The sequence below is a fragment of the Marinomonas sp. ef1 genome, from assembly GCF_002806845.1.
Taxonomy (GTDB): domain Bacteria; phylum Pseudomonadota; class Gammaproteobacteria; order Pseudomonadales; family Marinomonadaceae; genus Marinomonas; species Marinomonas polaris.
Genome location: NZ_NHTT01000017.1, coordinates 1 through 21,654, shown reverse-complemented (window position 1 = coordinate 21,654; position 21,654 = coordinate 1). Strand labels below are relative to the sequence as shown.

Sequence of the window (21,654 nt, the reverse complement as noted above, 5' to 3'; positions counted from 1 at the left end):
TTCGCACCCCATATGCTCAATAAAAGTAATAGGATTAGTTTATAGTTATGACTGACATAAAGAGCCGCTAACGATACCATAAGGGTTGTATGAATTTAGCATCGAGAAAAAACATGCCTGTTGTTTTAGGCCCTGTACACAAAAAACATCCCCAAAAGCCCATTACAAAAGGGATTTTGTTATTTTTCACTCTTCTAAGCTTGCCTCTACTGAATGCATGTAGCCAAAACACGACTCAACAAAATACCTTGCCACCAAGTAAAGAGACACCTATAACGGAGAGCTTTGCTAATAAGGGTAAAATTGAGGAATTACTCAATGCCGAATTCACCTTACAAAGAGAAGGCCCAAACAAAGCCTTTGAACCTTTTTATGGATTAGCCAGCAAATCTGGCGATATTGCACTGATAGAAAGACTGACACACATTGCAGTGGTATCTCAAAATCACCTTTATATAGAAAGAAGTGCGAACTTATGGCTGTCTGTCGACCCAACATCGGAAGCCGCCTATTCATTAAAATTGCAGGTTCTCATCAAAGACAATCGCGCAGAAGAAGTAACCACTCTACTCATTAACGCCATGAGACATAAGGTTTCGTTGCGTTTTTTACCTATCTACCTCGAAGATAATGTCCGCGATAACGACCAAGTCAATACGATAGAAACAGCAATTTATGCACTTCCGCCAGAGTTAAAAAATAATCAATACATACAAGTAAGTTACGCGCATCTTTTACTACTTTCAGGTAAATATCAGCTTGCTATTAATGCATCAGAAAAACTGTTAGCCCAAAAAAATACAGACAAAAATGAAGCACTTTATCTTATTTTGGCCTTTAGCCAAAAAAGCCTTGGACTGCTAGATGATGCCATCAAAACACTACAAACAGCATCTCAATATTTTCCCAAAAATACGCGAACAATCACACCTTTGATCGATTTCTTAGTTGAAAATGAACAACCAAAGGCGGCTACCGAGTTTTTCCAAAAAACAGATTTAGAGACACCTGAAAAACTACAAGTTGGCATTAACTTGATGCGTACCTTGCTGGAACACAACCAACCAGGATTAGCATTAGCAACAGCCAACGATCTCCCCGAAAAACAACTAGGCCTATCCAATCAGGTTAAATACTTAACAGCCATTGCTCTAGCTCAATTGGATAAAAAAGCACAAGCCGTAAAGGTGATGGAAAAAGTTGACGGCGCCTTACGAACCAATGCCACCAATCAAATAGCCCTGTGGCTTTATGATGACAACAAAGAGAATGATATCAATAACATGGTGCTACGTAGAACAACGCGAGAAAACATGCCTGAGCAAGTTGCCGCTATCAGTCGTCTTCATGAAGAAAAAGGCCATACTGATTTATCATTCGAATTGATAAATAATGCTCTTATCGCACTTCCAGAATCTGACGCTTTGCGCTATCACAAAGCGCTACTCGCTGACACTCTAGGTAACTGGAAGATCACGGAGAAAGAGTTAACAACCTTGCTGCAAAAAGACCCAGACAATCCGCAGTACTTAAATGCTCTCGGCTATACGTTACTCACTCGAACCAAAAGAATAGATGAAGCCATGAGGTACATAGAATCGGCTTATGAAAAAGCAGACAATGACCCCGCTATTATTGATAGCCTAGGCTGGGGATTCTTTCTGAAAGGAGAGTTTGAGCAGTCTTCTTATTATTTGAAAAAAGCTTGGTCAATTTTACCAGACGCTGAAATCGCGGCCCACTACGGCGAATCACTATGGAAACAACGCCATTACAAAGAAGCAATAGCCGTATGGGAAGCTGCTTTAGAGACATCACCCGATACACCACTTTTACTCGACACCATTAAACGACTGTCACCGTCGTTACTTGAAGAACAAAAACAGGACAAACCGTCATGACTTATCGCACGCTCTGTATTCTTGCCTTTACCGCACTTATTAGTGCCTGTAGTTCCAGACCAACAGGACCAATAACACCACCACCAGAAAGCGTTAGCGCCATTTCGAAATGGGAAACATCAGGCAGAGTAGGTATACGAACAAAGAATGATGCCGTTTCCGGCAATTTTAATTGGCAAAAGGATCCAAAAACATTTGCCTTGAGTATCGTTGGTCCTTTCGGACAAGGTGCTACTCATCTAAACCAATCGAATGATGGTATTGTGACATTAGCTTATGAAGATACTGTCGTTACAGGTAACAACCCAGCGACTTTACTACAACAAGAGTTAGGCTGGGAGTTCCCTGTCAACCAAGTCACATATTGGATTAGAGGGTTAGCCTATCCAAATTCGGCTGCTAGAATAAGCAAAGACCCAGATAGCCAATTGCCAAATAAAATAGAGCAAGATGGCTGGCTTATTACCTATAGCAATTTCACTAAGGTAGATGGCTTGTCTTTACCGCAAAAAATGCAAGTGTCAAACCCGCCATTCAGAGTCAATTTAATTATTAACCAATGGACCATTCAGTAACCAATATGCAATTACCTTCTCCTGCAAAATTAAATTTATTTTTACACATCACTGGTCGACGAGAAGACGGCTACCATGAACTACAAACACTGTTTCAGTTTATTGATTTATGCGACACGCTCGATTTTTCACTAACTAGAAATAACCAAATCACAATTACACCTATTATTGAGCATCTTCCTACAGAAGATAACCTCATTTATAAAGCGGCAAAACTGCTGACACCATTCAAGAAAGATTCAACATTCGGCATCGACATTATCCTAACAAAACAATTACCTATGGGTGGCGGAATTGGTGGCGGTAGCTCAAACGCAGCAACCGCTTTGTTGGCGCTAAACGTATTATGGGGATGCCAGCTTTCTTTGGAAAAACTGGCAGAATTAGGCGTGCAATTAGGTGCTGACATTCCTGTTTTTGTCATGGGGTTCGCAGCGTTTGCTGAAGGCGTTGGAGAGAAGCTACAAAAAGTCGAGTTAGATACACCGTATTTTTTGCTCATTAAGCCCAATTGCCACGTCTCAACTGGTCAAATATTTACCGATAAATATTTGACAAGAGACACCCCTCCCATCAGAATATCGCACGCCTTGAAGCTGGGTGGGCATAATGATTGCTTAGACGTGGTAAAAAAGCACAATCCTGAGGTCAATGAAGCGTATCTGTGGTTGAAAAATTATGGTGACGCGAAGCTTACAGGAACAGGCGCTTGTCTATTTTTAGCATTCGATAATTTGCGCGACGCCGAACGAGTAAGATCGTCTACACCGACAAAATGGCAGAGTTGGGTTTGCCGTGGCTGTAACACTTCTCCAACACACGCTGCGCTAAACCAGTGGATTGAGCAAAATCGAGGTTAGTGTGCCACATAGACAACACCACCTCAGCCAGTCTTTTCTTGGCTAATAAATAGTCATCGCTACAAAATACAAAGGGTATACACAGTGTCCAAGTTGATGGTTTTTACCGGTAATGCAAACCCTGAACTCGCTCGCAGGGTGGTTCGCCGCCTAGGGCTACCTATCGGAAATGCAACCGTAGGTAAGTTTAGCGACGGAGAGATTACGGTCGAGATCAATGAAAATGTTCGTGGTAAAGACGTTTTTATTATCCAATCTACATGCGCACCTAGTAATGACAACTTGATGGAACTTATCGTCATGGCAGACGCTTTACGCCGCGCATCTGCCACTCGAGTTACCGCTGTTATACCTTACTTTGGTTATGCTCGTCAGGATCGTCGTGTACGTTCTGCTCGTGTGCCAATTACAGCAAAAGTGGTTGCTGATATGATTTCAGCAGTGGGTATCAATCGCGTACTAACAGTTGACCTTCATGCAGACCAAATCCAAGGATTCTTCGACATCCCTGTTGATAACGTCTACGCCACACCATTACTGCTTGATGATTTGCAACGCCAAGGCCATGAAAACATCACGGTTGTTTCTCCCGATGTGGGTGGTGGTGTTCGTGCACGTGCTTTTGCAAAATTACTAGATGATGCGGACTTAGCCATCATTGATAAGCGTCGCCCTCGTGCCAATGAAGCACAAATCATGCACTTGATAGGCGATGTAGCTGGCAAAACATGCGTTCTAGTGGACGACATGTGTGATACTGGTGGCACATTATGTGCTGCTGCAAAAGCACTAAAAGAACATGGTGCAGCAAAAGTACTTGCTTACTGTACTCACCCTGTACTGTCTGGCAAAGCGATTGAAAACATTAAAAATTCCGTGCTTGATGAGTTGGTCGTGACTGATACCATCCCATTGACACAAGAGGCGCTTAACTGCCCTCAAATACGCCAATTGTCGATGTCTGACATTATGGCGGAGGCTGTTCGTCGCGTATGCAACGAAGAGTCTATCAGTGCCATGTTTGGGGCCTAAGCCAAACACTAACGCTCGGAACGGGTCGCATTTCTGGGCACAAACTTTATTAATTATTAGGAAAATACCATGTCATTATCTATTAATGCCGTAGCACGTACTCAAGAAGGTAAAGGTGCGAGCCGCCGCCTTCGTAACGAAGGCCTAGTGCCAGCTGTTATTTATGGCGGTGAGACTGCTCCAGTATCTATCTCTTTCAAAGACAACGAGCTACTTAAAGCTGTTGGCACTCCTGGTTTCTTAACTGGCCTAGTTGAAGTAACTGTTGAAGGCAAAACTGAACAAGTTCTTGTTAAAGCGCTACAACGCCACCCATCAAGCGGCGCAGTAATGCATATGGATCTTCAGCGCGCTCAAGCTGATAAAGTGATCACTACTCGTGTTCCTTTAACCTTCATCAACGCTGCACAAAGTGAAGGCGTTAGCAAGCAAGGTGGTCGTTTGACTGTAGAGTCTAAATTGGCTGAAGTTCGTTGCCTACCAGCAAACCTTCCAGAAGTATTGACAGTAGACGTGATCAAAGGCCAACTTGATCAAATCTTCCACCTTTCTGATGTTATCCTTCCTGAAGGCGTAGAGCTTGTGTCTTTGCTTAAAGGCGAAGATCACGACCAACCTATCGCTCGTATCGGTAAGTCTAAACGTTAAGATCTCATTGAAGGCAGTATTGTGGCAGGTTTCAGATTATTAGTAGGCTTGGGGAATCCAGGCAGCGAATACGAGAACACTCGCCACAATGCAGGCGCTCAGTGGATTGAGGCATTGGCTCGTCAGAGCCAATGCTCTCTTCGTTCTGAAAAAAAGTTTTTTGGCCAATTTGGCAAAGTTTATATAGCTGGTGAAGAATGCTATCTCCTTATTCCCACCACCTATATGAATTTAAGCGGTAAAGCGGTTCAGGCCGTCTGTCAGTTTTATAAAATCCCTCCTGAAGAAATCCTTGTTGTTCACGATGAGTTAGACATCTCCCCAGGTACCGTCAAATTAAAACAAGGCGGTGGGCATGGTGGTCACAACGGATTAAAAGACATTATTTCAAAGCTGGCGAACAATCGAGAATTTGGTCGCCTCAGAATAGGCATCGGACATCCTGGTCATGCAAGCCAAGTTGCCAATTACGTTCTGAAAAAAGCCGCTCCAGACGATTACACGAAAATAGAACAAACAATCGACGAATCATTACGCTATGTGGATGACATCGTTCGCGGCAATCTAAATGTCGTAATGAATCAGCTACACAGCTTCAAAGCATAATCACTTAATTATTAGGAATCTCACTATGGGTTTTAATTGCGGCATCGTTGGGCTACCTAACGTTGGTAAATCGACTCTATTTAATGCATTAACCAAAGCAGGCATTGGCGCAGAAAACTTTCCGTTCTGTACTATCGAGCCAAATGCTGGCGTTGTTGCTATGCCAGACCCTCGCTTAGACGCACTAGCTGAGATTGTAAAACCTGAACGTGTTTTAGCGACTACAATGGAATTTGTTGATATTGCCGGCCTTGTAGAAGGTGCTTCAAAAGGTGAAGGCCTTGGCAACAAGTTCCTAGCTAACATTCGCGAAACAGATGCCATTGCTCACGTAGTTCGCTGTTTTGAAGACGATAATGTTATTCATGTTTCAAACCACGTGAATCCAAAACTAGATATTGAAGTTATTAACCTTGAGTTGATCTTTGCTGATATCGAATCCATCGACAAACAACTACTCCGCACAGCAAAAAATGCCAAAAGCGGCAACAAAGAAGCTATTGCTCATAAAGCATTCTTAGAAAGCATTAAAGAACATCTAGAAAACGGCTTACCTGTACGCTCTATGGAAATGTCTGACGAACAGAAGAAAGAAGTTCGTTCATTGCACCTGTTAACAACTAAACCAACCATGTACATCGCTAACGTTGCTGAAGATGGTTTTGAAAATAATCCACATCTTGACCAAGTACGCGCAATCGCAGAAGCAGAAGGAGCAATGGTGGTTCCTATCTGCAATCAACTTGAAGCGGAAATTTCTGAGCTTGATCCAGAAGAGATGCAAGAGTTCCTTGACGAGATGGGCATGGAAGAACCAGGATTGGATCGAGTGATTCGTGCGGGCTATGAATTGCTAGGCCTTCAGACCTACTTCACAGCGGGTGTAAAGGAAGTACGTGCTTGGACAGTCAAACAAGGCGCAACAGGCCCACAGGCTGCTGGAGTGATCCACACAGACTTTGAAAAAGGTTTTATCCGTGCGGAAGTTATCAGTTATAACGATTTCATCCAATACAAGGGTGAAAGTGGCGCTAAAGAAGCAGGGAAATGGCGTCTTGAAGGAAAAGACTACATAGTAAAAGACGGCGATGTAATGCATTTCCGCTTTAATGTTTAACAGATAATGAAACATTTTTAGAAAAACACTTGACCCATTAACAGGTTATATGAATAATATCGCGCCACAGAGGCAGTAGATCAATTTGTATAAACTGTTTTTGTGTCAGTCTGTTGGGGTATAGCCAAGCGGTAAGGCAACGGGTTTTGATCCCGTCATGCGTAGGTTCGAATCCTTCTACCCCAGCCAACAGACTAAAGGCTATGTAGCTCAGTTGGTTAGAGCACATCACTCATAATGATGGGGTCACTAGTTCGAATCTAGTCATAGCCACCAATTCGATATGTTGGGGTATAGCCAAGCGGTAAGGCAACGGGTTTTGATCCCGTCATGCGTAGGTTCGAATCCTTCTACCCCAGCCATCGATACATTTTAGTAATGAACAAACAGTTAAGGCTATGTAGCTCAGTTGGTTAGAGCACATCACTCATAATGATGGGGTCACTAGTTCGAATCTAGTCATAGCCACCAGTTAAAAAAAGAAATCCTTTATTGGGGTATAGCCAAGCGGTAAGGCAACGGGTTTTGATCCCGTCATGCGTAGGTTCGAATCCTTCTACCCCAGCCATCTATGTAAATATTCTTCACAATACGTCATCTCTTCTCCTTATTTCATTGGTTTTTACTTCTCTTCAACCTATAATTAGACAAAATTTATCCACTCGATATATGGACACTAATTATGAAATCAGCTCTTTTACTTTCGACTGCTTTGTTGGCAAGTGCCGCTCATGCTGATGTGCTTGGTTTAACCGCTGAAGCTGGCTCCTACATAACCAATGACGGCGAAGACTTTAACACCTACTTTGGTGTTGCAGTAGAACACCCAATCCCACTGATTCCTAACTTCCGTATTCAACACCAAGATTTAGAAGGTAAAGTAGGAAGTACAAAAATTGATACGTCCTATAATGACTACACACTTTATTACGAATTCCTAGACGGCCTTTTATGGCTAGACCTAGACGCAGGTATTACCTTGCGCAGTATAGATGGCTCTATCGGCTCAACCGATGTGAGTGATTCCTATCCGCTAGGCTATCTATCTGCTTACGTTACCTTCCCAGGTACAAGCCTGTCTGTCGGTGGTGAATTGAAAACTGGGGGCGGTAGCGATGCCAACATTACTGATACAACCTTTAAGATTAAATATCAGGCTCTATACTTCGCAGGCTTAGAAGCAGGCTACCGCAAGGTTAGCGAAAACATCGACGACATCGACGGCTCATCATTTGATGTTGACTTTACAGGTGTATTTATTGGCGCCTTCGTAGACTTCTAATTTTTAGCTCTCTAGGCTCTAATCTTACCCACTAGTTTTCAAAATAAAAATCCCGCTGAAATCAAAATATTTCAGCGGGATTTTTTTACATTATTTGTAAAATATTAAATCTAATACTATCTAGCTTTAGAGAAGCTAATCACGCCTTCAGAAACATCCGCAACAATGCTATCTCCCGTAACAAAATGTCCTGATAGCAACTCATTTGCCAGTGGGTTTTCTAGCCATTTCTGTATCGCACGTTTCAATGGACGAGCACCGTATACAGGATCATAACCCACCTCAACCAACTGATCGGACGCGGCATCCGTTAATACCAATGACATCCCCATTTCAGCCAGTCTATCATTCAAATGCGAGAGCTGAACTGTAGCAATACCTTTAATTTGCGACTTCATCAATGGATGGAAAACAACAGTTTCATCGATACGGTTAATAAACTCAGGACGGAAGTGCATTCCAACCACCTCCATCACTTTTGCTTTAATTTCTTCATATTGATCAGCAGACCGATACTCTTGAATCAAATCAGAACCCAAGTTCGACGTCATGACAATCACGGTGTTTCTAAAGTCCACAGTACGTCCTTGCCCATCGGTTAATCGGCCGTCATCCAGAACCTGCAAAAGAATATTGAAAACATCAGGATGCGCTTTTTCCACTTCATCCAGTAATAACACTGAATAAGGTCGGCGTCTTACCGCTTCAGTCAGATAACCACCCTCTTCATAACCCACATAGCCTGGAGGCGCACCAATCAAACGAGCAACAGAGTGTTTTTCCATAAATTCAGACATATCGATTCGAACCATGGCCTGTTCAGTATCAAAAAGGAACCGCGCCAGAGATTTACATAACTCAGTCTTACCGACTCCTGTGGGACCCAAGAAGAGGAAAGAGCCATTAGGTCGATTAGGGTCAGACAAACCGGAGCGAGAGCGACGAACTGCGTTAGAAACAGCTAAAACAGCTTCATCCTGACCCATAACAGATTCATGTAACGCATCTTCCATACGCAACAATTTATCACGCTCTCCTTCAAGCATTTTATCTACCGGAATACCTGTCCATCGCGAAACGACCGTCGCAATCTCTTCCTCGGTAACACGTCTTTTCAGCAATCGCGTTTCTGTTGTTTCTTCCGCCTTACTAGCTTTTTCTATTTCAGCCTCTAACATTGGAATTACACCATATTGGAGCTCTGACATTTTCGCTAAATTGCCACTGCGGCGAGCTTCTTCCATTTCATGACGCACGGTTTCAAGATCTTCTTTAAGTTTTTGAGCACCTTGCACTGCAGCTTTTTCGGCATTCCAGATTTCTTCTAAATCAGAAAACTGTTTCTGCAAGCTATCAATTTCGACATCCAACTCCTCCAAGCGAAGCTTGGAGGCTTTATCTTTTTCTTTTTTAAGCGCTTCTTTTTCAATCTTCAATTGAATCAAGCGACGCTCTAAACGATCCATGTCTTCTGGCTTAGAATCCATTTCCATGCGAATGCGACTGCCCGCCTCATCAATCAAATCAATCGCCTTATCCGGTAATTGGCGATCTGTTATGTAGCGCTGAGAAAGCTTGGCGGCGGCAATGATGGCAGAATCGGTAATATCAACACCATGATGGACTTCGTAGCGCTCTTTTAGACCACGTAAAATAGCAATGGAATCCAATACACTTGGCTCTTCCACCAGCACTTTTTGGAATCGTCTTTCCAATGCCGCATCTTTTTCAATGTACTGGCGATATTCATTCAATGTTGTCGCGCCAACACAATGTAATTCGCCACGAGCAAGAGCAGGTTTAAGCATGTTGCCGGCGTCCATTGAACCTTCAGACTTACCTGCACCAACCATAGTATGAATTTCATCAATAAATAAAATCACTTGACCTTCTTGCTTAGCAAGCTCATTAAGAAGGGCTTTTAGACGCTCCTCAAACTCACCTCGATATTTAGCACCAGCAATCAAAGCGGCCATATCAAGAGACAAAACTCGCTTATTTTTCAGACCTTCAGGCACTTCGCCGTTAATGATTCGCTGCGCCAAGCCTTCGACAATAGCGGTTTTACCCACACCAGGCTCACCAATCAAAACAGGGTTATTCTTACGACGACGCTGCAAAACTTGAATAGTACGGCGTATTTCGTCATCTCGACCAATAACCGGATCAAGTTTTCCTTCCGCTGCTCGTGCTGTTAAATCGACAGTATACTTGTCTAACGCTTGACGGTTTTCTTCTGCATCTGGATCATTCACAGAATCACCACCTCGAATACTATCAATTACCACTGCGATATCTGCCTTAGTGACACCACTTGCTTTTAAACTTTTTGCAAGGTCATCTTTACCATCAAACATCGCCATCAACACGAGCTCAGAAGATATATATTGATCTTTTCGCTTCTGCGCCTCTTTGTCGGCTAAGTTAAGTAACCTACCCAACTCCGGAGACATCTGCACATTGCCGTCGTGATCATTTACTTTTGGAAGACGAGACAATAGCTCATTGAGACTCTCACGGAATTTAGTAACAGGAATACCTGCTTGCTGAAGAATCGGACGAGTACTACCACCCTGTTGATCCAGCAGAGCCATCATTAAATGAAGTGGTTCGATATAAGAGTGATCTTGCCCAAGTGCGACGGATTGAGCATCGGAAAGTGCTAGTTGTAATTTACTGGTTAAACGATCTATACGCATGACCTGACATCCTTTGTAAAATAAGATGGAATATTTCAATTAAAAACTTAATAGCCTTTAAAAATGACTTTTCAAGATCCTTAGTGTCATTTTTTTGACACCCATCAATAAAACAGAGGATTATTTACTCAGCAATCCAAATAACAGAGGCCATTCGCCCTGTTTTACCATCACGCCGATAAGAATAAAAACGCTCCTCATCGGTAAACGTACAATAGTCGCCACCGTATATTTGTGTAATACCTGCGGCCACTAAACGCTGTTTCGCCAATAAATACAAATCACCTAGCCACTTGCCAGCTTCATCAGCAGGCTTAAAAGCCGCTTCAGCATCTGAAATAACTGACATAAACGCCTCTCGCACCTCATCTCCCACTTCAAAAGCATTTGGCCCAATAGCCGGCCCCAGCCAAACCATAACACCGTCCTTTTCATCAAACTGCGTCAAGGTAGATTCTAAAACACCAGTACAAAGTCCACGCCAACCAGCATGAGCCACAGCTACCTGCGTCCCAGCTTGATTGCAGAAAAATACTGGCAAACAATCCGCCGTTAGCACAGCACAAACCTGATTAGCAAAGCTAGAAACAGCCGCATCAGCACTATCTGGCAAAGATTCACAAGGCAAGCAGGCCACATCCGTACCATGCACCTGATTTAGCCAAGTCGTTGAATCCGGCATATCAATATAAGAAGCGAACAGTTGGCGATTCTGCTGAACCGCAGCAGGATCATCCTGTACATGAAGACCTAGATTAAGACTATCAAACGGCACGCTACTAACTCCACCAATACGAGTGGAGACATAAGCACGAACAGATGAAGGCGCAGGCCAAGTAGGGCTAATATAAGATGAGGCATGAGAAGACATTATAATCTCCAAAAATAAAAAATAAAAAAGGCAGCCGAAGCTGCCTCTATAACACGACCAAATTAGAAATATTCAGAGTCGTTACTACCAGACTCCACCATATCTTTCTTAAGGGCGTCTAATAGTTTCTTCATATCATCTGGTAAATCAATTTCCCATTCCATCCATTCGCCAGTAATAGGATGAGACAATTCTAATTTTTTAGCATGCAATGCTTGGCGACGGAAATGACGTAGCTCATCCTGCAACTCAGGAGAACACGCCTTTGGCATTTTCAAGCGACCGCCATATTGAGGGTCGCCAACCAACGGATATTGAATAAACGCCATATGAACGCGAATTTGATGAGTGCGCCCTGTTTCTAGCTTTAAACGAATATGCGTGTGATTTTTAAAACGCTCAACTAAGCGATAATGCGTTACCGCATCTTTACCATTAACAGGCTCTACCGCTTGTTTTTGACGATTATGTGGATGACGACCGATAGGCTCATCCACAACACCACCGCCAGTCATCACACCAATAGAAACTGCTTCGTATTCACGACCCATACTACGCTCTTGCAACTGAGTCACAAGATCGGTTTGCGCAGCCAAAGTCTTAGCAACCACCATCAAACCAGTTGTTTCTTTATCAAGGCGATGCACGATACCAGCACGCGGAATATGAGCCGTCTCTGGTGCATGATGAAGAATCGCATTCATCAAAGTACCATCTCGGTTACCAACAGCAGGATGCACAACCAAACCCGCAGGCTTGTTTATGATCATGATGTCATCATCTTCATAAACAACATCGAGATCCATTGCTTGAGCTTCATGCTCTTCTTGAGCTTCGATAACAATATCCAATGTCACCACTTCACCGCCAAATAATTTTTCTTTTGGTTTAGTGATTTTACCATCGACCTTCAAGACACCTTCTTTGATCCAGCTCTGTATCCGCGAACGAGAATAGTCACTAAACAATTCTGTTGCGATCTGATCGAAACGGTTGCCACCCAAATCGAAAGGAACTTGGGCTTCTTTTACTATGCGCTCTGCCATACAATGTACTTTAGTCTGTTGTTTTCAGCTCAATAAATTTATCATTGGGCTTGAATGTGAAAAAACGTGTAGCGCCTTGCACTTCATCATCTTTCGCAATATAACGCTACAAAATGCCGATTGAGGCTTACCTACTACCATATCAAGGTTTTGATTATACATGGGATTTCATCACTCGTTGCTCCGATTCTCTGGAATAGTTAGTTTTTCTTTATTCATTGTTGCCTGTTCAAGCAAACAGGTACAAGAACCAGACCTACCTGAACGCGTCTATTACGACAAAGCTCAGCAAGCTCTAAAAGAAAATCTTCCTACTACCGCCATTAAACATCTAAAAGATTTAGATTCTCGCTATCCATTTGGTGAATTTAGTACTCGCGCGGAATTAGACTTAATTTACGCACAAATGGAGGCAAGCGATTTCATCGCAGCTCATGCATCAGCTGAGCGATTTATCAAAAATCATCCAGAACACGATTCTGTAGATTATGCTTATTATATGCGTGCTTTATCAACCTACAAAGGTGCAGAAAGCTTAATGTCTCGCTACTTAAATCTTGATCCAAGTGAAAGAGATTCGAAAGAACTTGCCAAAGCATTTAATGAACTTGCAGATTTTACATCTCGTTTTCCCAAAAGCACTTATGCTCCTGATGCAAAAGCACGTATGTATTATTTGCGAGAAATGGTGGCCCGTCACGAACTACAAGTGGCACGCTATTACCTTAAAAGGAAAGCACCGCTTTCTGCACTACGTCGTAGCCAAGAAGTAATTCAACACTATCCAAGCACACGCTCTGTAGAGGAAGCACTGGCCATAAGCATTCAATCATACAATGATTTGAAACAAACAGATTTGGCACAAACCAATCTAGCAGTATTAAAACAAAATTTTCCAAATACATCGTACATTGACAATAATGGTAACTTTGTCACCCTGAAGCTACCAAGCGATGCTGACCCCGGATTTCTATACTGGGTTTCATTTGGTCTAATTAACTAGATACCATCTAGTTAGGTAGCAGGGTACAGAGTATTTTCTTGCCCTGCGTGCCAAGCTGGATGTTTTGCCATGACTACAGAAATGAACCTATCCGAGTTAACGAAATAAGCAAGCCAACGTTTCACATTAGTGTACTCAGACAAATCAAACCATTTCGGATTCACAGCTGCAAACTGACGGATGAAGGGGAAAATGGCAATATCCGCCAAACTTCTCGCCTCACCTGCTATAAATACCCTATTTTCTAAACGCTTCTCCAGTCGAGACAAAAATACCGCTCCTCTACCGCGATAATAGGCTTCGCTACGTTCTGGGTGTCGATCCGCATATTTATATCTATCCAGCCAGTACTTAAAAAAATGATCATTGTAAGTAACCCAAGACATTATTCGATGCCGTTTCTGACTGTCTGCAGGCCACAATTCATCAGCCTTTTGCTTATCACCTGCCCGCGCTAGAGCCCAAAAAATAATATCCAAGCTCTCAGGATATCGCGTCCCATCAAGGTCAATTAACTGAGGAACCGTCGAACGCCCTCCCAATAACAATAATTCTGGCGGTTTAGACTTTAAAACCACCTCGCGCAAGTACACATAGACATTCAGTTCAGCTAGTGCGTATCTAGAGCGCATTGCATATGGACAACGTCTGAACGAATATAGAATGGGTAACAAAAAAAACTCCTGATTTTTATAATACAAATCTCACATATAAAAAAACCATGCTATCTATAAACATCTTATAAAAAACAAGAAGCTTATAGGCATGGCTTTTTTGATCGATTAGGACTCAATTAAACTGGAGTAACATTCTCAGCTTGAGGACCTTTTTGACCTTGAGTCACTTCGAACGTTACTTTTTGACCTTCTTGTAAAGTGCGACGACCACTACCATTTATTGAACGGAAATGAACGAAAACATCAGGTCCGCCTTCACGTTCAATAAAACCAAATCCTTTTTCATCATTAAACCATTTAACAATACCTGATACTAACTGACCTGACATAACAACCTCATTATTTATGTTGCCCTTAAATAGGCAATCTTTTAACTATGCTAAAAGCTCTTAAAGCTTGAGTAACTTCTTAATGTTAAGCATATTAAGTTAAGATTTATCTTAAAAAATACACCAACTTATCGATAATAAGTCGTAAAAAATAAAATAGAAAGCGGATGAAAAACAAGTATTGTTAAAAAAAGTAATAACACTCAACCAAAATATCAGCCCTACCCTATAAAGCCAACCGAAAACCACAACCATACTAAGCTATAAAACAACAAAAACACCCAAAACTTCAAAACAGTGCAATTTAGGAAGATTCCAATTAAATAGCACCAAATAAAAGCATAAATGGAACAGTTATTGCTTAATTCCAAATAAATTTAAATTAACCAATCTTAAAAAACCAATAAAGCCCCAAAAAAGAGCATTTAAGGACAATAGCAAACCTTTTCGGTGCAAAAACAAACGTTAGGAGCCACCTTTGACATCCACAAACAGTGCAGTAGAGATGCTAGTTTCCAGTTCAAATACTCTTTTTATACTGCTTGGCGCCATAATGGTATTTGCCATGCATGCAGGGTTCGCTTTTTTAGAAGTGGGAACGGTACGACATAAGAATCAAGTAAACGCTTTAGTCAAAATAATGACTGATTTTGCAATTTCGGCTCTCGTTTACTTTTTTGTTGGCTATCAAATTGCCTATGGCATCAATTTTTTTGACAGTGCAGCGGTATTATCACAGGAGCATGGTTATAGTTTAGTAAAGTTTTTTTTCCTCATGACTTTTGCTGCGGCGATACCTGCCATAATTTCTGGTGGTGTTGCTGAACGAGCAAAATTTTATCCCATGCTAATTTCTGCAGCGATAATTGTTGGTATTGCCTATCCATTTTTTGAAGGTATTGTATGGAATGGAAATTATGGCCTTCAAAATTGGCTAGAAAAACAATACGGGGCGCCTTTTCATGACTTTGCAGGCTCCGTTGTCGTTCATGCTTTTGGGGGCTGGGTTGCTCTTGCCGCCATTATCCTACTTGGTACACGTCGAGGCCGTTTTAGACACGGAAAATTAGTCGCATTTGCACCGTCAAACATCCCATTTTTGGCCTTAGGCGCCTGGATACTTTGTATAGGTTGGTTTGGTTTTAACGTCATGTCAGCACAAACGCTTGATGGCATAAGCGGCTTAGTGGCTGTTAATTCTTTAATGGCGATGGTTGGTGGCATCATAGCGGCCATGTTATTTGGAAAAAATGACCCAGGCTTTATCCACAATGGCCCCTTAGCAGGTTTAGTTGCCGTATGTGCAGGTTCAGACATCATGCACCCTATTGGCGCTTTAGCCACAGGAGCATTTGCCGGTGTAATATTCACCACTTTGTTTACTATTATTCAGCAAAAATTCAAACACACAGATGATGTTCTCGGTGTTTGGCCTCTGCATGGCGTTTGTGGAGCCTGGGGAGGCATTGCAGCAGGTATTTTTGGATCCGAGACACTTGGTGGCTTAGGTGGCGTTAGCTTCTTCTCTCAGCTCGTAGGAAGCTCTGGTGGAATCGTAATAGCAACACTAAGCGGATTCATTGTTTATGGAATAGTTAAGTTAGTGAGCGGATTACGCCTCAGTGAAGAGGATGAATTTAACGGGGCAGACTTGTCAATTCATAAAATAGGCTCTATTGGCAAAGAATAACACTACCTCGTATAAAAGCCTGATGTCGTTTTGGTTCATTTTTAACTAAACCGACATCAGGCTTTTTTATTTTCTAGTTCATCTAGAGGTCTGTATAATTGCCCATTTATTGAAGCGAAAATACTAATGAAGATTTGGCTACTCACGCACAGTGAAGAACTAAAAAAAGCATCAGGAACAGGAAGACTAGTAAAAGAAACCCTAGGAAAAGAATGTGAAATTATCGTATGGTCCAGAGTCGCGCCAGATGAAGCGATATTAAACCTATCACCATCCGACACTCTACTAATTTATTTGTGTGAAAATGAAGAGCAAAAAGCTGTTAGTGATAGCCAGATATCCAAGAATAACACCATTATTATTGACGGAACTTGGCAACAAGCTCGCAAAATATACAATCAATCTCCCTACCTACAAAAATTCAAACATCATGAAATTCAAGGTGTAAAATCCGTATACAACAAACGTCGTAATCAAAAAAATATCGGTCTTTGCACTGCTGAAGTCGCTATTCATATTTTGACTGAATACAAGCATCCAGCAGCGGAAGAATTATCTAATAAATTCACTAAATTCAACCAGTAACACTTACTCTGATTTCACCCAAATGCTCAATCCAAGCCTGCATTTCATCCCCAACAACTACAGCCCCTACATTCTCAGGCGTCCCCGTCATTATTAAATCACCTGGTCGTAACTCAAAGACCTCTGATAACTTACAAATAACCTCTTCAATAGACCAAGTTAAGTTTGTAACATTGCTAATTTGCTTAAGATCACCATTAACTTTTAATCCAATTTCAGCCTTTGAAACATTATCAGCAAGTAAGTCTGTTTTTAATAAAATAGGGCTTATTGGTGCAGACTCATCAAATGATTTACCCACCTCCCAAGGACGTCCTTTCTTTTTAGCTTGCGACTGAAGATCTCGACGAGTCATGTCCAAACCTACTGCATAACCGAGAATGGCCTCTCTAGATTGCTGCATCGTTAAATTACGACCACCTTTACCTATCGCGATAACAAGCTCCACCTCATACTCAAACTGTGATGTAGCCATTGGATAAGTAATAAAAGTTGTTTCAGAAAAGCCTGCAGGTACAACACAAGAAGAATCTTTTGCAAAGAAGAATGGTGGATCTCTTTCTGGGTCATCACCCATTTCTTTTGAATGTTCAGCGTAATTACGGCCAACACAATAAACACGACCAACTGGGTATACTTGATTACTTTCAGCAATAGGTAAATAAACTCTATCTTGCTCAGGTACAATATTTTTCATTTAAGTCTCAATAAAGAATAGTAGGATTTAGAAATGGCCTGACTTTAACCAAATAAAGCAATTTGACGGCACAACCCAATGATCTAATCTGAAGCTAGGCTCACGTAGCCATGCTCCAGAAGCCATTTGAAGGTCTTCGTACTCAGCTTGTCCAGATATAATAAATAACTCAACGGAAGTCGCTAAGTCCAATTCACTTAATATATCTTCACCATTCTGAATACGAACAAACCAAACGCGCTCAGCGCCAAATTCGTAAAGAGGAACAACTTCGGATTTTTGAGATGACCAGATATTAGGAGTATCTATATAGATTTGATTTAAATCGGAGACTTGAAACTGATGTAATTTAACCAGTAAAAAACAGCCATCACGGCTATGAGGAGCATGACTGCTACCGGGAGGGTTTCTAAAATAACTTCCTGCTTTAAAATCACCTTTTTCATCTGAAAAAACACCATTTAAAACCAGTATTTCTTCTCCAAGAGGATGTGGGTGAGCACGAAATACCGAGCCAGCCTCATATCTAACAAGACTCGTTGCATGACCTCGCTCAGCTCCCTCTCTTGCTAAAGGCTTTCTATAAACACCAGACATAGGACTGGCGATCCAATCAATTTTATCCGTATCCATGAATACTGTCTGAGCAAAATCCATGTTAAGCATAACCGACCGCCAATCTCATATTAAAAAATCAGTTTAACGGTTTGATCAAATAACAATCAAGTTTTTATTATCAACAAAACCTAAACATCAGACATAAAAAAAGCACCAGATGCTGCCACCTGATGCCGAAAAATGTTCCAACAAATCCGCCTACAAGAGAAGAAATATGGAACCTTGAATGATCTTACTTAACATAAGGCTCCCACCTTATTATTAGATAGGAGCCTTAGAGTAAATAAAATCCTCTAGGAGAAGATCTTAGAAACCGTAGTAAACACCAACAGCTGTCTGAGTGTCTGTAGTGCTAGATTTAGCATTTTCAAACTCGCCTAATTCAGCATATACATAAACATTTGATGCTAGGTCATAAGTTACACCAGCAGCATATTCGTTAAAGCTACTAGAACCAGCAGCATCAGGATCTACATTTTGGTAAGAAGCATATACATCACCAGCACCGTAACCGTAACGAGCAGCTAGACCTAGAATATCCTGAGTACTTTCTGTTGTTTCATATTTAGCAGTAACAGAAAGATTTTCTAGTGGATTAACAGTCAAAGCTAGACCAGTTGTCGCTTTAGCATTTCCAGTTGAAGTAGGACCTGTTGTATTACCACGAGTATCATGAGCCAAAGCAACAGAGAACATATCAGCTGAATATTTCAAAACTGTCATGCTAGAAAGATTATCGTAGTTATTATTCGTAGTAGCGCCTTCACTAGCTTTACCCTTAACTTGAATAGCTACTTGCACTTCAAAGCCACCCATAGACGGAGCGAAGAACGCAATAGTATCGCCTTCTGAAGTATTAGCAGCTTTTGTTGGGCTCAAATACTCAAATTGGTTGATATTATCTTGGATTGCGTTGTTGTAGATAGTATCAAACGAACCAATTTGAACTTTACCGAAAGAACCTTTCAAACCAACATACGCTTGATCTAAGTTAGATTTACCAGAATCAGTAAGGCCAGATTTTTGATCAGCTTTGATTTCAATTTCATATTTGAAGAAAGCAGTCAAATCGTCATTGATTTTCGTGTCGCCTTTCAAGCCAATAGTTGAACCATTGTCTTCAAAGTTTCCGCCCGCTTCTTTATCAACGTATACGTACTGGATGTTACCGTAAACATCTACTGTAGAACCTTCAGCAGCTTGAACTGATACAGAAGCAAGTGCTGCACTTGATACAGCAATAGCAATAATCGATTTTTTCATTCTCGTTTCCCTTTTAAATGTGTGTACGCTTTTCTTGTAGGCGCTTGATATGTGCAAGCAACAATCAAACAATTTAAACATTTCGTAGAAATAGACAACCACATGCAAGCTAATTGCATCAAGTATCCACTATAAATGCTTATTTCGTGAAATATATCATATATAAAGGATTTTTTGTATGAAAAATAGCCACGGAAAAACAAAAAAATCAATAGATTAAAAACAATTCGATCAGAATGTGCATAAAACAACTAAATGTATAAAATACTAAATAGTCACTCTAGAAACACATCGTAAAATAGACGCTTAATGCTGAATGAAAGCTATCAAAGCGAAATAAAGAAAGAATAAAGGAAGCAGAAAAAGGTGGGGCTAGAGGGCTAAAAACCCTCCAGGCATAAAAATATATTTACCACATCAAGTCATCAGGAATCTGAAAGTCAGCATAGGGATCATCATCAACACTTTCAACTCGGTTATTACAAACAAGCACATAAGATGGATCACGCTCAGTTATCTTTACAGCAACAGGCTCAGGAACAAGTTCATACTGCTGCTCAAGCTTAACAATTGCCAACCGGCCTCGGCTCAAGTCATCGTGCATGGATTGACTAATATATAGCTGCTTTACCTTTTTATTATCTGTGAAATGATAAGCAATATCCCCATCCTGCTTTCGAATTCGATTTTGCTCTATCATTTGTCGAATTTGCCCCTGTATTGCTTTCTGCTCAGCGAGCTTTTGTCGCTCCATATTCAAAGCTCTATCTTTCTCAGCTTTTTCTTCCCTTTGACGCTTCAACTCCTCTTGACGGCCATCATCTCCAGTCGCTAAAGCTTTACCTTTTTTAATTTTCTGCTTGAGCTGTAAAGATTCCGCCTTTAACTTCTTAACTTTCTTTTTATCAACAAGCCCAATACCTAATAATTGTTCTTGCAATGATTTCGTAGCCATATTTTCCTCCCTCAGAACATCTAGCCAGTACTTTAAAGTATTATTGTAGAAGCCCCCTTATAGCTTTAAACAAATCAAATACCAACCTATAAAAACAAAAAAAGCGACTTTAAAAGTCGCTTTTTAGCATTCGCACTGCTGAGAGTATCCTCAGCAACGTTACCTTATAAAGGAGTAACGTTTTGAGCTTCAGGGCCTTTTTTGCCTTGAGCTACTTGGAATTCAACTTTTTGGCCTTCAGCCAAAGTTTTGAAACCAGAAGTGTTGATTGCAGAGAAATGAACGAAAACATCAGGACCTTGATCCTGAGTGATGAAACCGAAACCTTTAGTTTCGTTGAAAAATTTTACTGTACCAGTTACTACGTCAGACATGTCTGTTTATCCTGTAGGTTAAGTTAATTTATACGAAGATGTAAATCATCTACGTTATAGTGCTAAAAAAACTCGGTATTACTTATGACTTAACAGGACCGAACATACATGACGTAATATTCGCAACTCTGGACATAAATATTGCCAACTCTTTTAAACGAAATTGATTGTAGTCCGCTTTGAGTCACTGGGTCAATCATGTTTTCCATAATTTTTATCTATTTAGATAAAATAGGGGTTATCTAAAATCTCAAAAAAAAGCTATCTCTATGTATTATAAGCATTTATTACTAAATAAGAGTCGGAAAAATATCTATAAATATATCTAAGAAATCTTATTTAAAAATCACTTCCAAACGTTTTTCAGGATAAGTTATCGCAGGAGAATGAGTTCTATTTTATATTTCAAGCATAACTTGAAGATCCCCCCCTATTATTACTAGTTGTATTAGCCTTATCATGAGTTTCTGTAGATTAAAATAGACGCAATCTAAAACATTAATCCGCAAACCGCGCTCCCATAGCAATGCGTAAGTAGAGAGCTCCCTCCACAAGATAGCTAATCAAACCGTTATTAAATATTGAAAAAATCAAATTTTGTTTTTTCTCGTCCAAATGAAATCACTTATTACACTATATGCATGTAATATAAGAAAAGGCTCATCAGAAATTGCATTGCTTCACCCAGAATCATATATTTTCCAAACATCTCCCTATAGACAAAAGAGCTTGGCAACATTAGCTTACCGGCCAATAAGAGCCCTACACGACCTCTCATTGCCTTATAGTCAGTGTCTTCACAACTTTCCGAAACACTTTCCTTGAG

22 protein-coding genes and 5 tRNA genes are annotated in these 21,654 nt (G+C 41.0%); 16 read left to right on the top strand and 11 right to left on the bottom strand.

Features of this window, described 5'->3' with window-relative positions:
* Positions 1-113 precede the first annotated feature (113 nt).
* From CCS02_RS18995 to CCS02_RS18935, 13 genes are all read left to right on the top strand, one after another.
* Positions 114-1,901, top strand: a complete 1,788-nt coding sequence (locus CCS02_RS18995; RefSeq protein ID WP_232617198.1) for a tetratricopeptide repeat protein — start codon at positions 114-116, stop codon at positions 1,899-1,901.
* Positions 1,898-2,476, top strand: coding sequence for a lipoprotein insertase outer membrane protein LolB (lolB, locus tag CCS02_RS18990; protein WP_072842115.1), 579 nt, complete (start codon positions 1,898-1,900; stop codon positions 2,474-2,476). The genes CCS02_RS18995 and lolB overlap by 4 nt, the downstream gene beginning before the upstream one ends.
* Entirely contained in the window at positions 2,461-3,336 is an 876-nt protein-coding gene (ispE, locus tag CCS02_RS18985) for a 4-(cytidine 5'-diphospho)-2-C-methyl-D-erythritol kinase (RefSeq protein WP_072842116.1), read from the top strand. Before lolB ends, ispE begins: the two co-directional genes overlap by 16 nt.
* Before the next feature lie 84 nt (positions 3,337-3,420).
* Entirely contained in the window at positions 3,421-4,368 is a 948-nt protein-coding gene (locus tag CCS02_RS18980) for a ribose-phosphate pyrophosphokinase (RefSeq protein ID WP_100637441.1), read from the top strand.
* 69 nt (positions 4,369-4,437) lie between these two features.
* Positions 4,438-5,016 (top strand): 50S ribosomal protein L25/general stress protein Ctc, encoded by a 579-nt coding sequence (locus CCS02_RS18975; protein ID WP_072842121.1) that lies wholly within the window; start codon positions 4,438-4,440, stop codon positions 5,014-5,016.
* 21 nt (positions 5,017-5,037) lie between these two features.
* On the top strand, positions 5,038-5,622 hold the full coding sequence (pth, locus tag CCS02_RS18970) for an aminoacyl-tRNA hydrolase (RefSeq protein WP_072842123.1): 585 nt from the start codon (positions 5,038-5,040) through the stop codon (positions 5,620-5,622).
* Positions 5,623-5,647: 25 nt separating this feature from the next.
* Positions 5,648-6,739: a redox-regulated ATPase YchF gene (gene ychF, locus CCS02_RS18965; protein WP_072842125.1), complete on the top strand. Its 1,092-nt coding sequence runs from the start codon at positions 5,648-5,650 to the stop codon at positions 6,737-6,739.
* 114 nt (positions 6,740-6,853) lie between these two features.
* A tRNA-Gln gene (locus tag CCS02_RS18960) sits at positions 6,854-6,928 on the top strand.
* A 10-nt stretch (positions 6,929-6,938) separates the two neighbouring features.
* A tRNA-Met gene (locus tag CCS02_RS18955) sits at positions 6,939-7,015 on the top strand.
* An 11-nt stretch (positions 7,016-7,026) separates the two neighbouring features.
* Positions 7,027-7,101: transfer RNA gene (locus CCS02_RS18950), tRNA-Gln, on the top strand.
* A 32-nt stretch (positions 7,102-7,133) separates the two neighbouring features.
* Positions 7,134-7,210: transfer RNA gene (locus CCS02_RS18945), tRNA-Met, on the top strand.
* A gap of 22 nt (positions 7,211-7,232) precedes the next feature.
* Positions 7,233-7,307 (top strand) — tRNA-Gln (locus tag CCS02_RS18940).
* A 114-nt stretch (positions 7,308-7,421) separates the two neighbouring features.
* Positions 7,422-8,021, top strand: coding sequence for a TIGR04219 family outer membrane beta-barrel protein (locus CCS02_RS18935; protein ID WP_072842127.1), 600 nt, complete (start codon positions 7,422-7,424; stop codon positions 8,019-8,021).
* A gap of 116 nt (positions 8,022-8,137) precedes the next feature.
* Here CCS02_RS18935 and clpB read toward each other — a convergent pair whose 3' ends face one another.
* The 3 genes from clpB to rluD form a co-directional block, all read right to left on the bottom strand.
* Positions 8,138-10,720 carry an ATP-dependent chaperone ClpB gene (gene clpB, locus CCS02_RS18930; RefSeq protein WP_100637440.1) on the bottom strand — a complete coding sequence of 861 codons (2,583 nt, stop codon included), beginning with the start codon at positions 10,718-10,720 and terminating at the stop codon, positions 8,138-8,140.
* Between the two features lie 124 nt (positions 10,721-10,844).
* Positions 10,845-11,591 (bottom strand): peptidoglycan editing factor PgeF, encoded by a 747-nt coding sequence (gene pgeF / locus CCS02_RS18925; protein ID WP_100188489.1) that lies wholly within the window; start codon positions 11,589-11,591, stop codon positions 10,845-10,847.
* 62 nt (positions 11,592-11,653) lie between these two features.
* Positions 11,654-12,637, bottom strand: a complete 984-nt coding sequence (gene rluD / locus CCS02_RS18920) for a 23S rRNA pseudouridine(1911/1915/1917) synthase RluD (protein ID WP_072842133.1) — start codon at positions 12,635-12,637, stop codon at positions 11,654-11,656.
* Positions 12,638-12,797: 160 nt separating this feature from the next.
* On the opposite strand from rluD, the gene CCS02_RS18915 reads away from it, so the two are divergent.
* Positions 12,798-13,640: an outer membrane protein assembly factor BamD gene (locus tag CCS02_RS18915; protein ID WP_072842135.1), complete on the top strand. Its 843-nt coding sequence runs from the start codon at positions 12,798-12,800 to the stop codon at positions 13,638-13,640.
* 11 nt (positions 13,641-13,651) lie between these two features.
* Here CCS02_RS18915 and CCS02_RS18910 read toward each other — a convergent pair whose 3' ends face one another.
* Both CCS02_RS18910 and CCS02_RS18905 read right to left on the bottom strand, forming a co-directional pair.
* Complete coding sequence (locus tag CCS02_RS18910; RefSeq protein ID WP_100637439.1) at positions 13,652-14,314, bottom strand: glutathione S-transferase; 663 nt, start codon at positions 14,312-14,314, stop codon at positions 13,652-13,654.
* Between the two features lie 119 nt (positions 14,315-14,433).
* Positions 14,434-14,646, bottom strand: coding sequence for a cold-shock protein (locus tag CCS02_RS18905; RefSeq protein WP_012071281.1), 213 nt, complete (start codon positions 14,644-14,646; stop codon positions 14,434-14,436).
* A 478-nt stretch (positions 14,647-15,124) separates the two neighbouring features.
* Here CCS02_RS18905 and CCS02_RS18900 point away from each other — a divergent pair, with 478 nt between their 5' ends.
* Both CCS02_RS18900 and CCS02_RS18895 read left to right on the top strand, forming a co-directional pair.
* Positions 15,125-16,336, top strand: coding sequence for an ammonium transporter (locus CCS02_RS18900; protein ID WP_100637438.1), 1,212 nt, complete (start codon positions 15,125-15,127; stop codon positions 16,334-16,336).
* A gap of 126 nt (positions 16,337-16,462) precedes the next feature.
* Positions 16,463-16,921 (top strand): tRNA-uridine aminocarboxypropyltransferase, encoded by a 459-nt coding sequence (locus CCS02_RS18895; RefSeq protein WP_100188486.1) that lies wholly within the window; start codon positions 16,463-16,465, stop codon positions 16,919-16,921.
* On the opposite strand, the gene CCS02_RS18890 is transcribed toward CCS02_RS18895, so the two are convergent.
* The 6 genes from CCS02_RS18890 to CCS02_RS22410 all read right to left on the bottom strand — a co-directional run.
* Positions 16,911-17,618 (bottom strand): fumarylacetoacetate hydrolase family protein, encoded by a 708-nt coding sequence (locus CCS02_RS18890; protein ID WP_100637437.1) that lies wholly within the window; start codon positions 17,616-17,618, stop codon positions 16,911-16,913. The genes CCS02_RS18895 and CCS02_RS18890 overlap by 11 nt on opposite strands.
* 27 nt (positions 17,619-17,645) lie before the next feature.
* A complete protein-coding gene (locus CCS02_RS18885) occupies positions 17,646-18,284 on the bottom strand; it encodes a cupin domain-containing protein (protein WP_100188484.1) in 639 nt (212 codons plus the stop codon).
* Positions 18,285-18,542: 258 nt separating this feature from the next.
* Positions 18,543-19,499 (bottom strand): porin, encoded by a 957-nt coding sequence (locus CCS02_RS18880; protein ID WP_100637436.1) that lies wholly within the window; start codon positions 19,497-19,499, stop codon positions 18,543-18,545.
* Between the two features lie 409 nt (positions 19,500-19,908).
* Positions 19,909-20,454: a DUF2058 domain-containing protein gene (locus CCS02_RS18875; RefSeq protein WP_100637435.1), complete on the bottom strand. Its 546-nt coding sequence runs from the start codon at positions 20,452-20,454 to the stop codon at positions 19,909-19,911.
* A gap of 164 nt (positions 20,455-20,618) precedes the next feature.
* Entirely contained in the window at positions 20,619-20,828 is a 210-nt protein-coding gene (locus tag CCS02_RS18870; protein ID WP_012071288.1) for a cold-shock protein, read from the bottom strand.
* A gap of 628 nt (positions 20,829-21,456) precedes the next feature.
* Positions 21,457-21,654: hypothetical protein (locus CCS02_RS22410; RefSeq protein ID WP_232728921.1), on the bottom strand; the 198-nt coding region annotated here is incomplete at its 5' end.

Bases quoted from the DNA above. Each gene is read 5' to 3' on its own strand.
- CCS02_RS18880 (WP_100637436.1), bottom strand. From the start codon at position 19,499: ATGAAAAAATCGATTATTGCTATTGCTGTATCAAGTGCAGCACTTGCT.
- ispE (WP_072842116.1), top strand. From the start codon at position 2,461: ATGGACCATTCAGTAACCAATATGCAATTACCTTCTCCTGCAAAATTA.
- CCS02_RS18975 (WP_072842121.1), top strand. From the start codon at position 4,438: ATGTCATTATCTATTAATGCCGTAGCACGTACTCAAGAAGGTAAAGGT.
- CCS02_RS18895 (WP_100188486.1), top strand. From the start codon at position 16,463: ATGAAGATTTGGCTACTCACGCACAGTGAAGAACTAAAAAAAGCATCA.
- CCS02_RS18870 (WP_012071288.1), bottom strand. From the start codon at position 20,828: ATGTCTGACGTAGTAACTGGTACAGTAAAATTTTTCAACGAAACTAAA.
- CCS02_RS18935 (WP_072842127.1), top strand. From the start codon at position 7,422: ATGAAATCAGCTCTTTTACTTTCGACTGCTTTGTTGGCAAGTGCCGCT.
- clpB (WP_100637440.1), bottom strand. From the start codon at position 10,720: ATGCGTATAGATCGTTTAACCAGTAAATTACAACTAGCACTTTCCGAT.
- rluD (WP_072842133.1), bottom strand. From the start codon at position 12,637: ATGGCAGAGCGCATAGTAAAAGAAGCCCAAGTTCCTTTCGATTTGGGT.
- CCS02_RS18890 (WP_100637437.1), bottom strand. From the start codon at position 17,618: ATGAAAAATATTGTACCTGAGCAAGATAGAGTTTATTTACCTATTGCT.
- lolB (WP_072842115.1), top strand. From the start codon at position 1,898: ATGACTTATCGCACGCTCTGTATTCTTGCCTTTACCGCACTTATTAGT.
- CCS02_RS18915 (WP_072842135.1), top strand. From the start codon at position 12,798: ATGGGATTTCATCACTCGTTGCTCCGATTCTCTGGAATAGTTAGTTTT.
- CCS02_RS18885 (WP_100188484.1), bottom strand. From the start codon at position 18,284: ATGCTTAACATGGATTTTGCTCAGACAGTATTCATGGATACGGATAAA.
- CCS02_RS18875 (WP_100637435.1), bottom strand. From the start codon at position 20,454: ATGGCTACGAAATCATTGCAAGAACAATTATTAGGTATTGGGCTTGTT.
- CCS02_RS18905 (WP_012071281.1), bottom strand. From the start codon at position 14,646: ATGTCAGGTCAGTTAGTATCAGGTATTGTTAAATGGTTTAATGATGAA.
- CCS02_RS18995 (WP_232617198.1), top strand. From the start codon at position 114: ATGCCTGTTGTTTTAGGCCCTGTACACAAAAAACATCCCCAAAAGCCC.
- pgeF (WP_100188489.1), bottom strand. From the start codon at position 11,591: ATGTCTTCTCATGCCTCATCTTATATTAGCCCTACTTGGCCTGCGCCT.
- ychF (WP_072842125.1), top strand. From the start codon at position 5,648: ATGGGTTTTAATTGCGGCATCGTTGGGCTACCTAACGTTGGTAAATCG.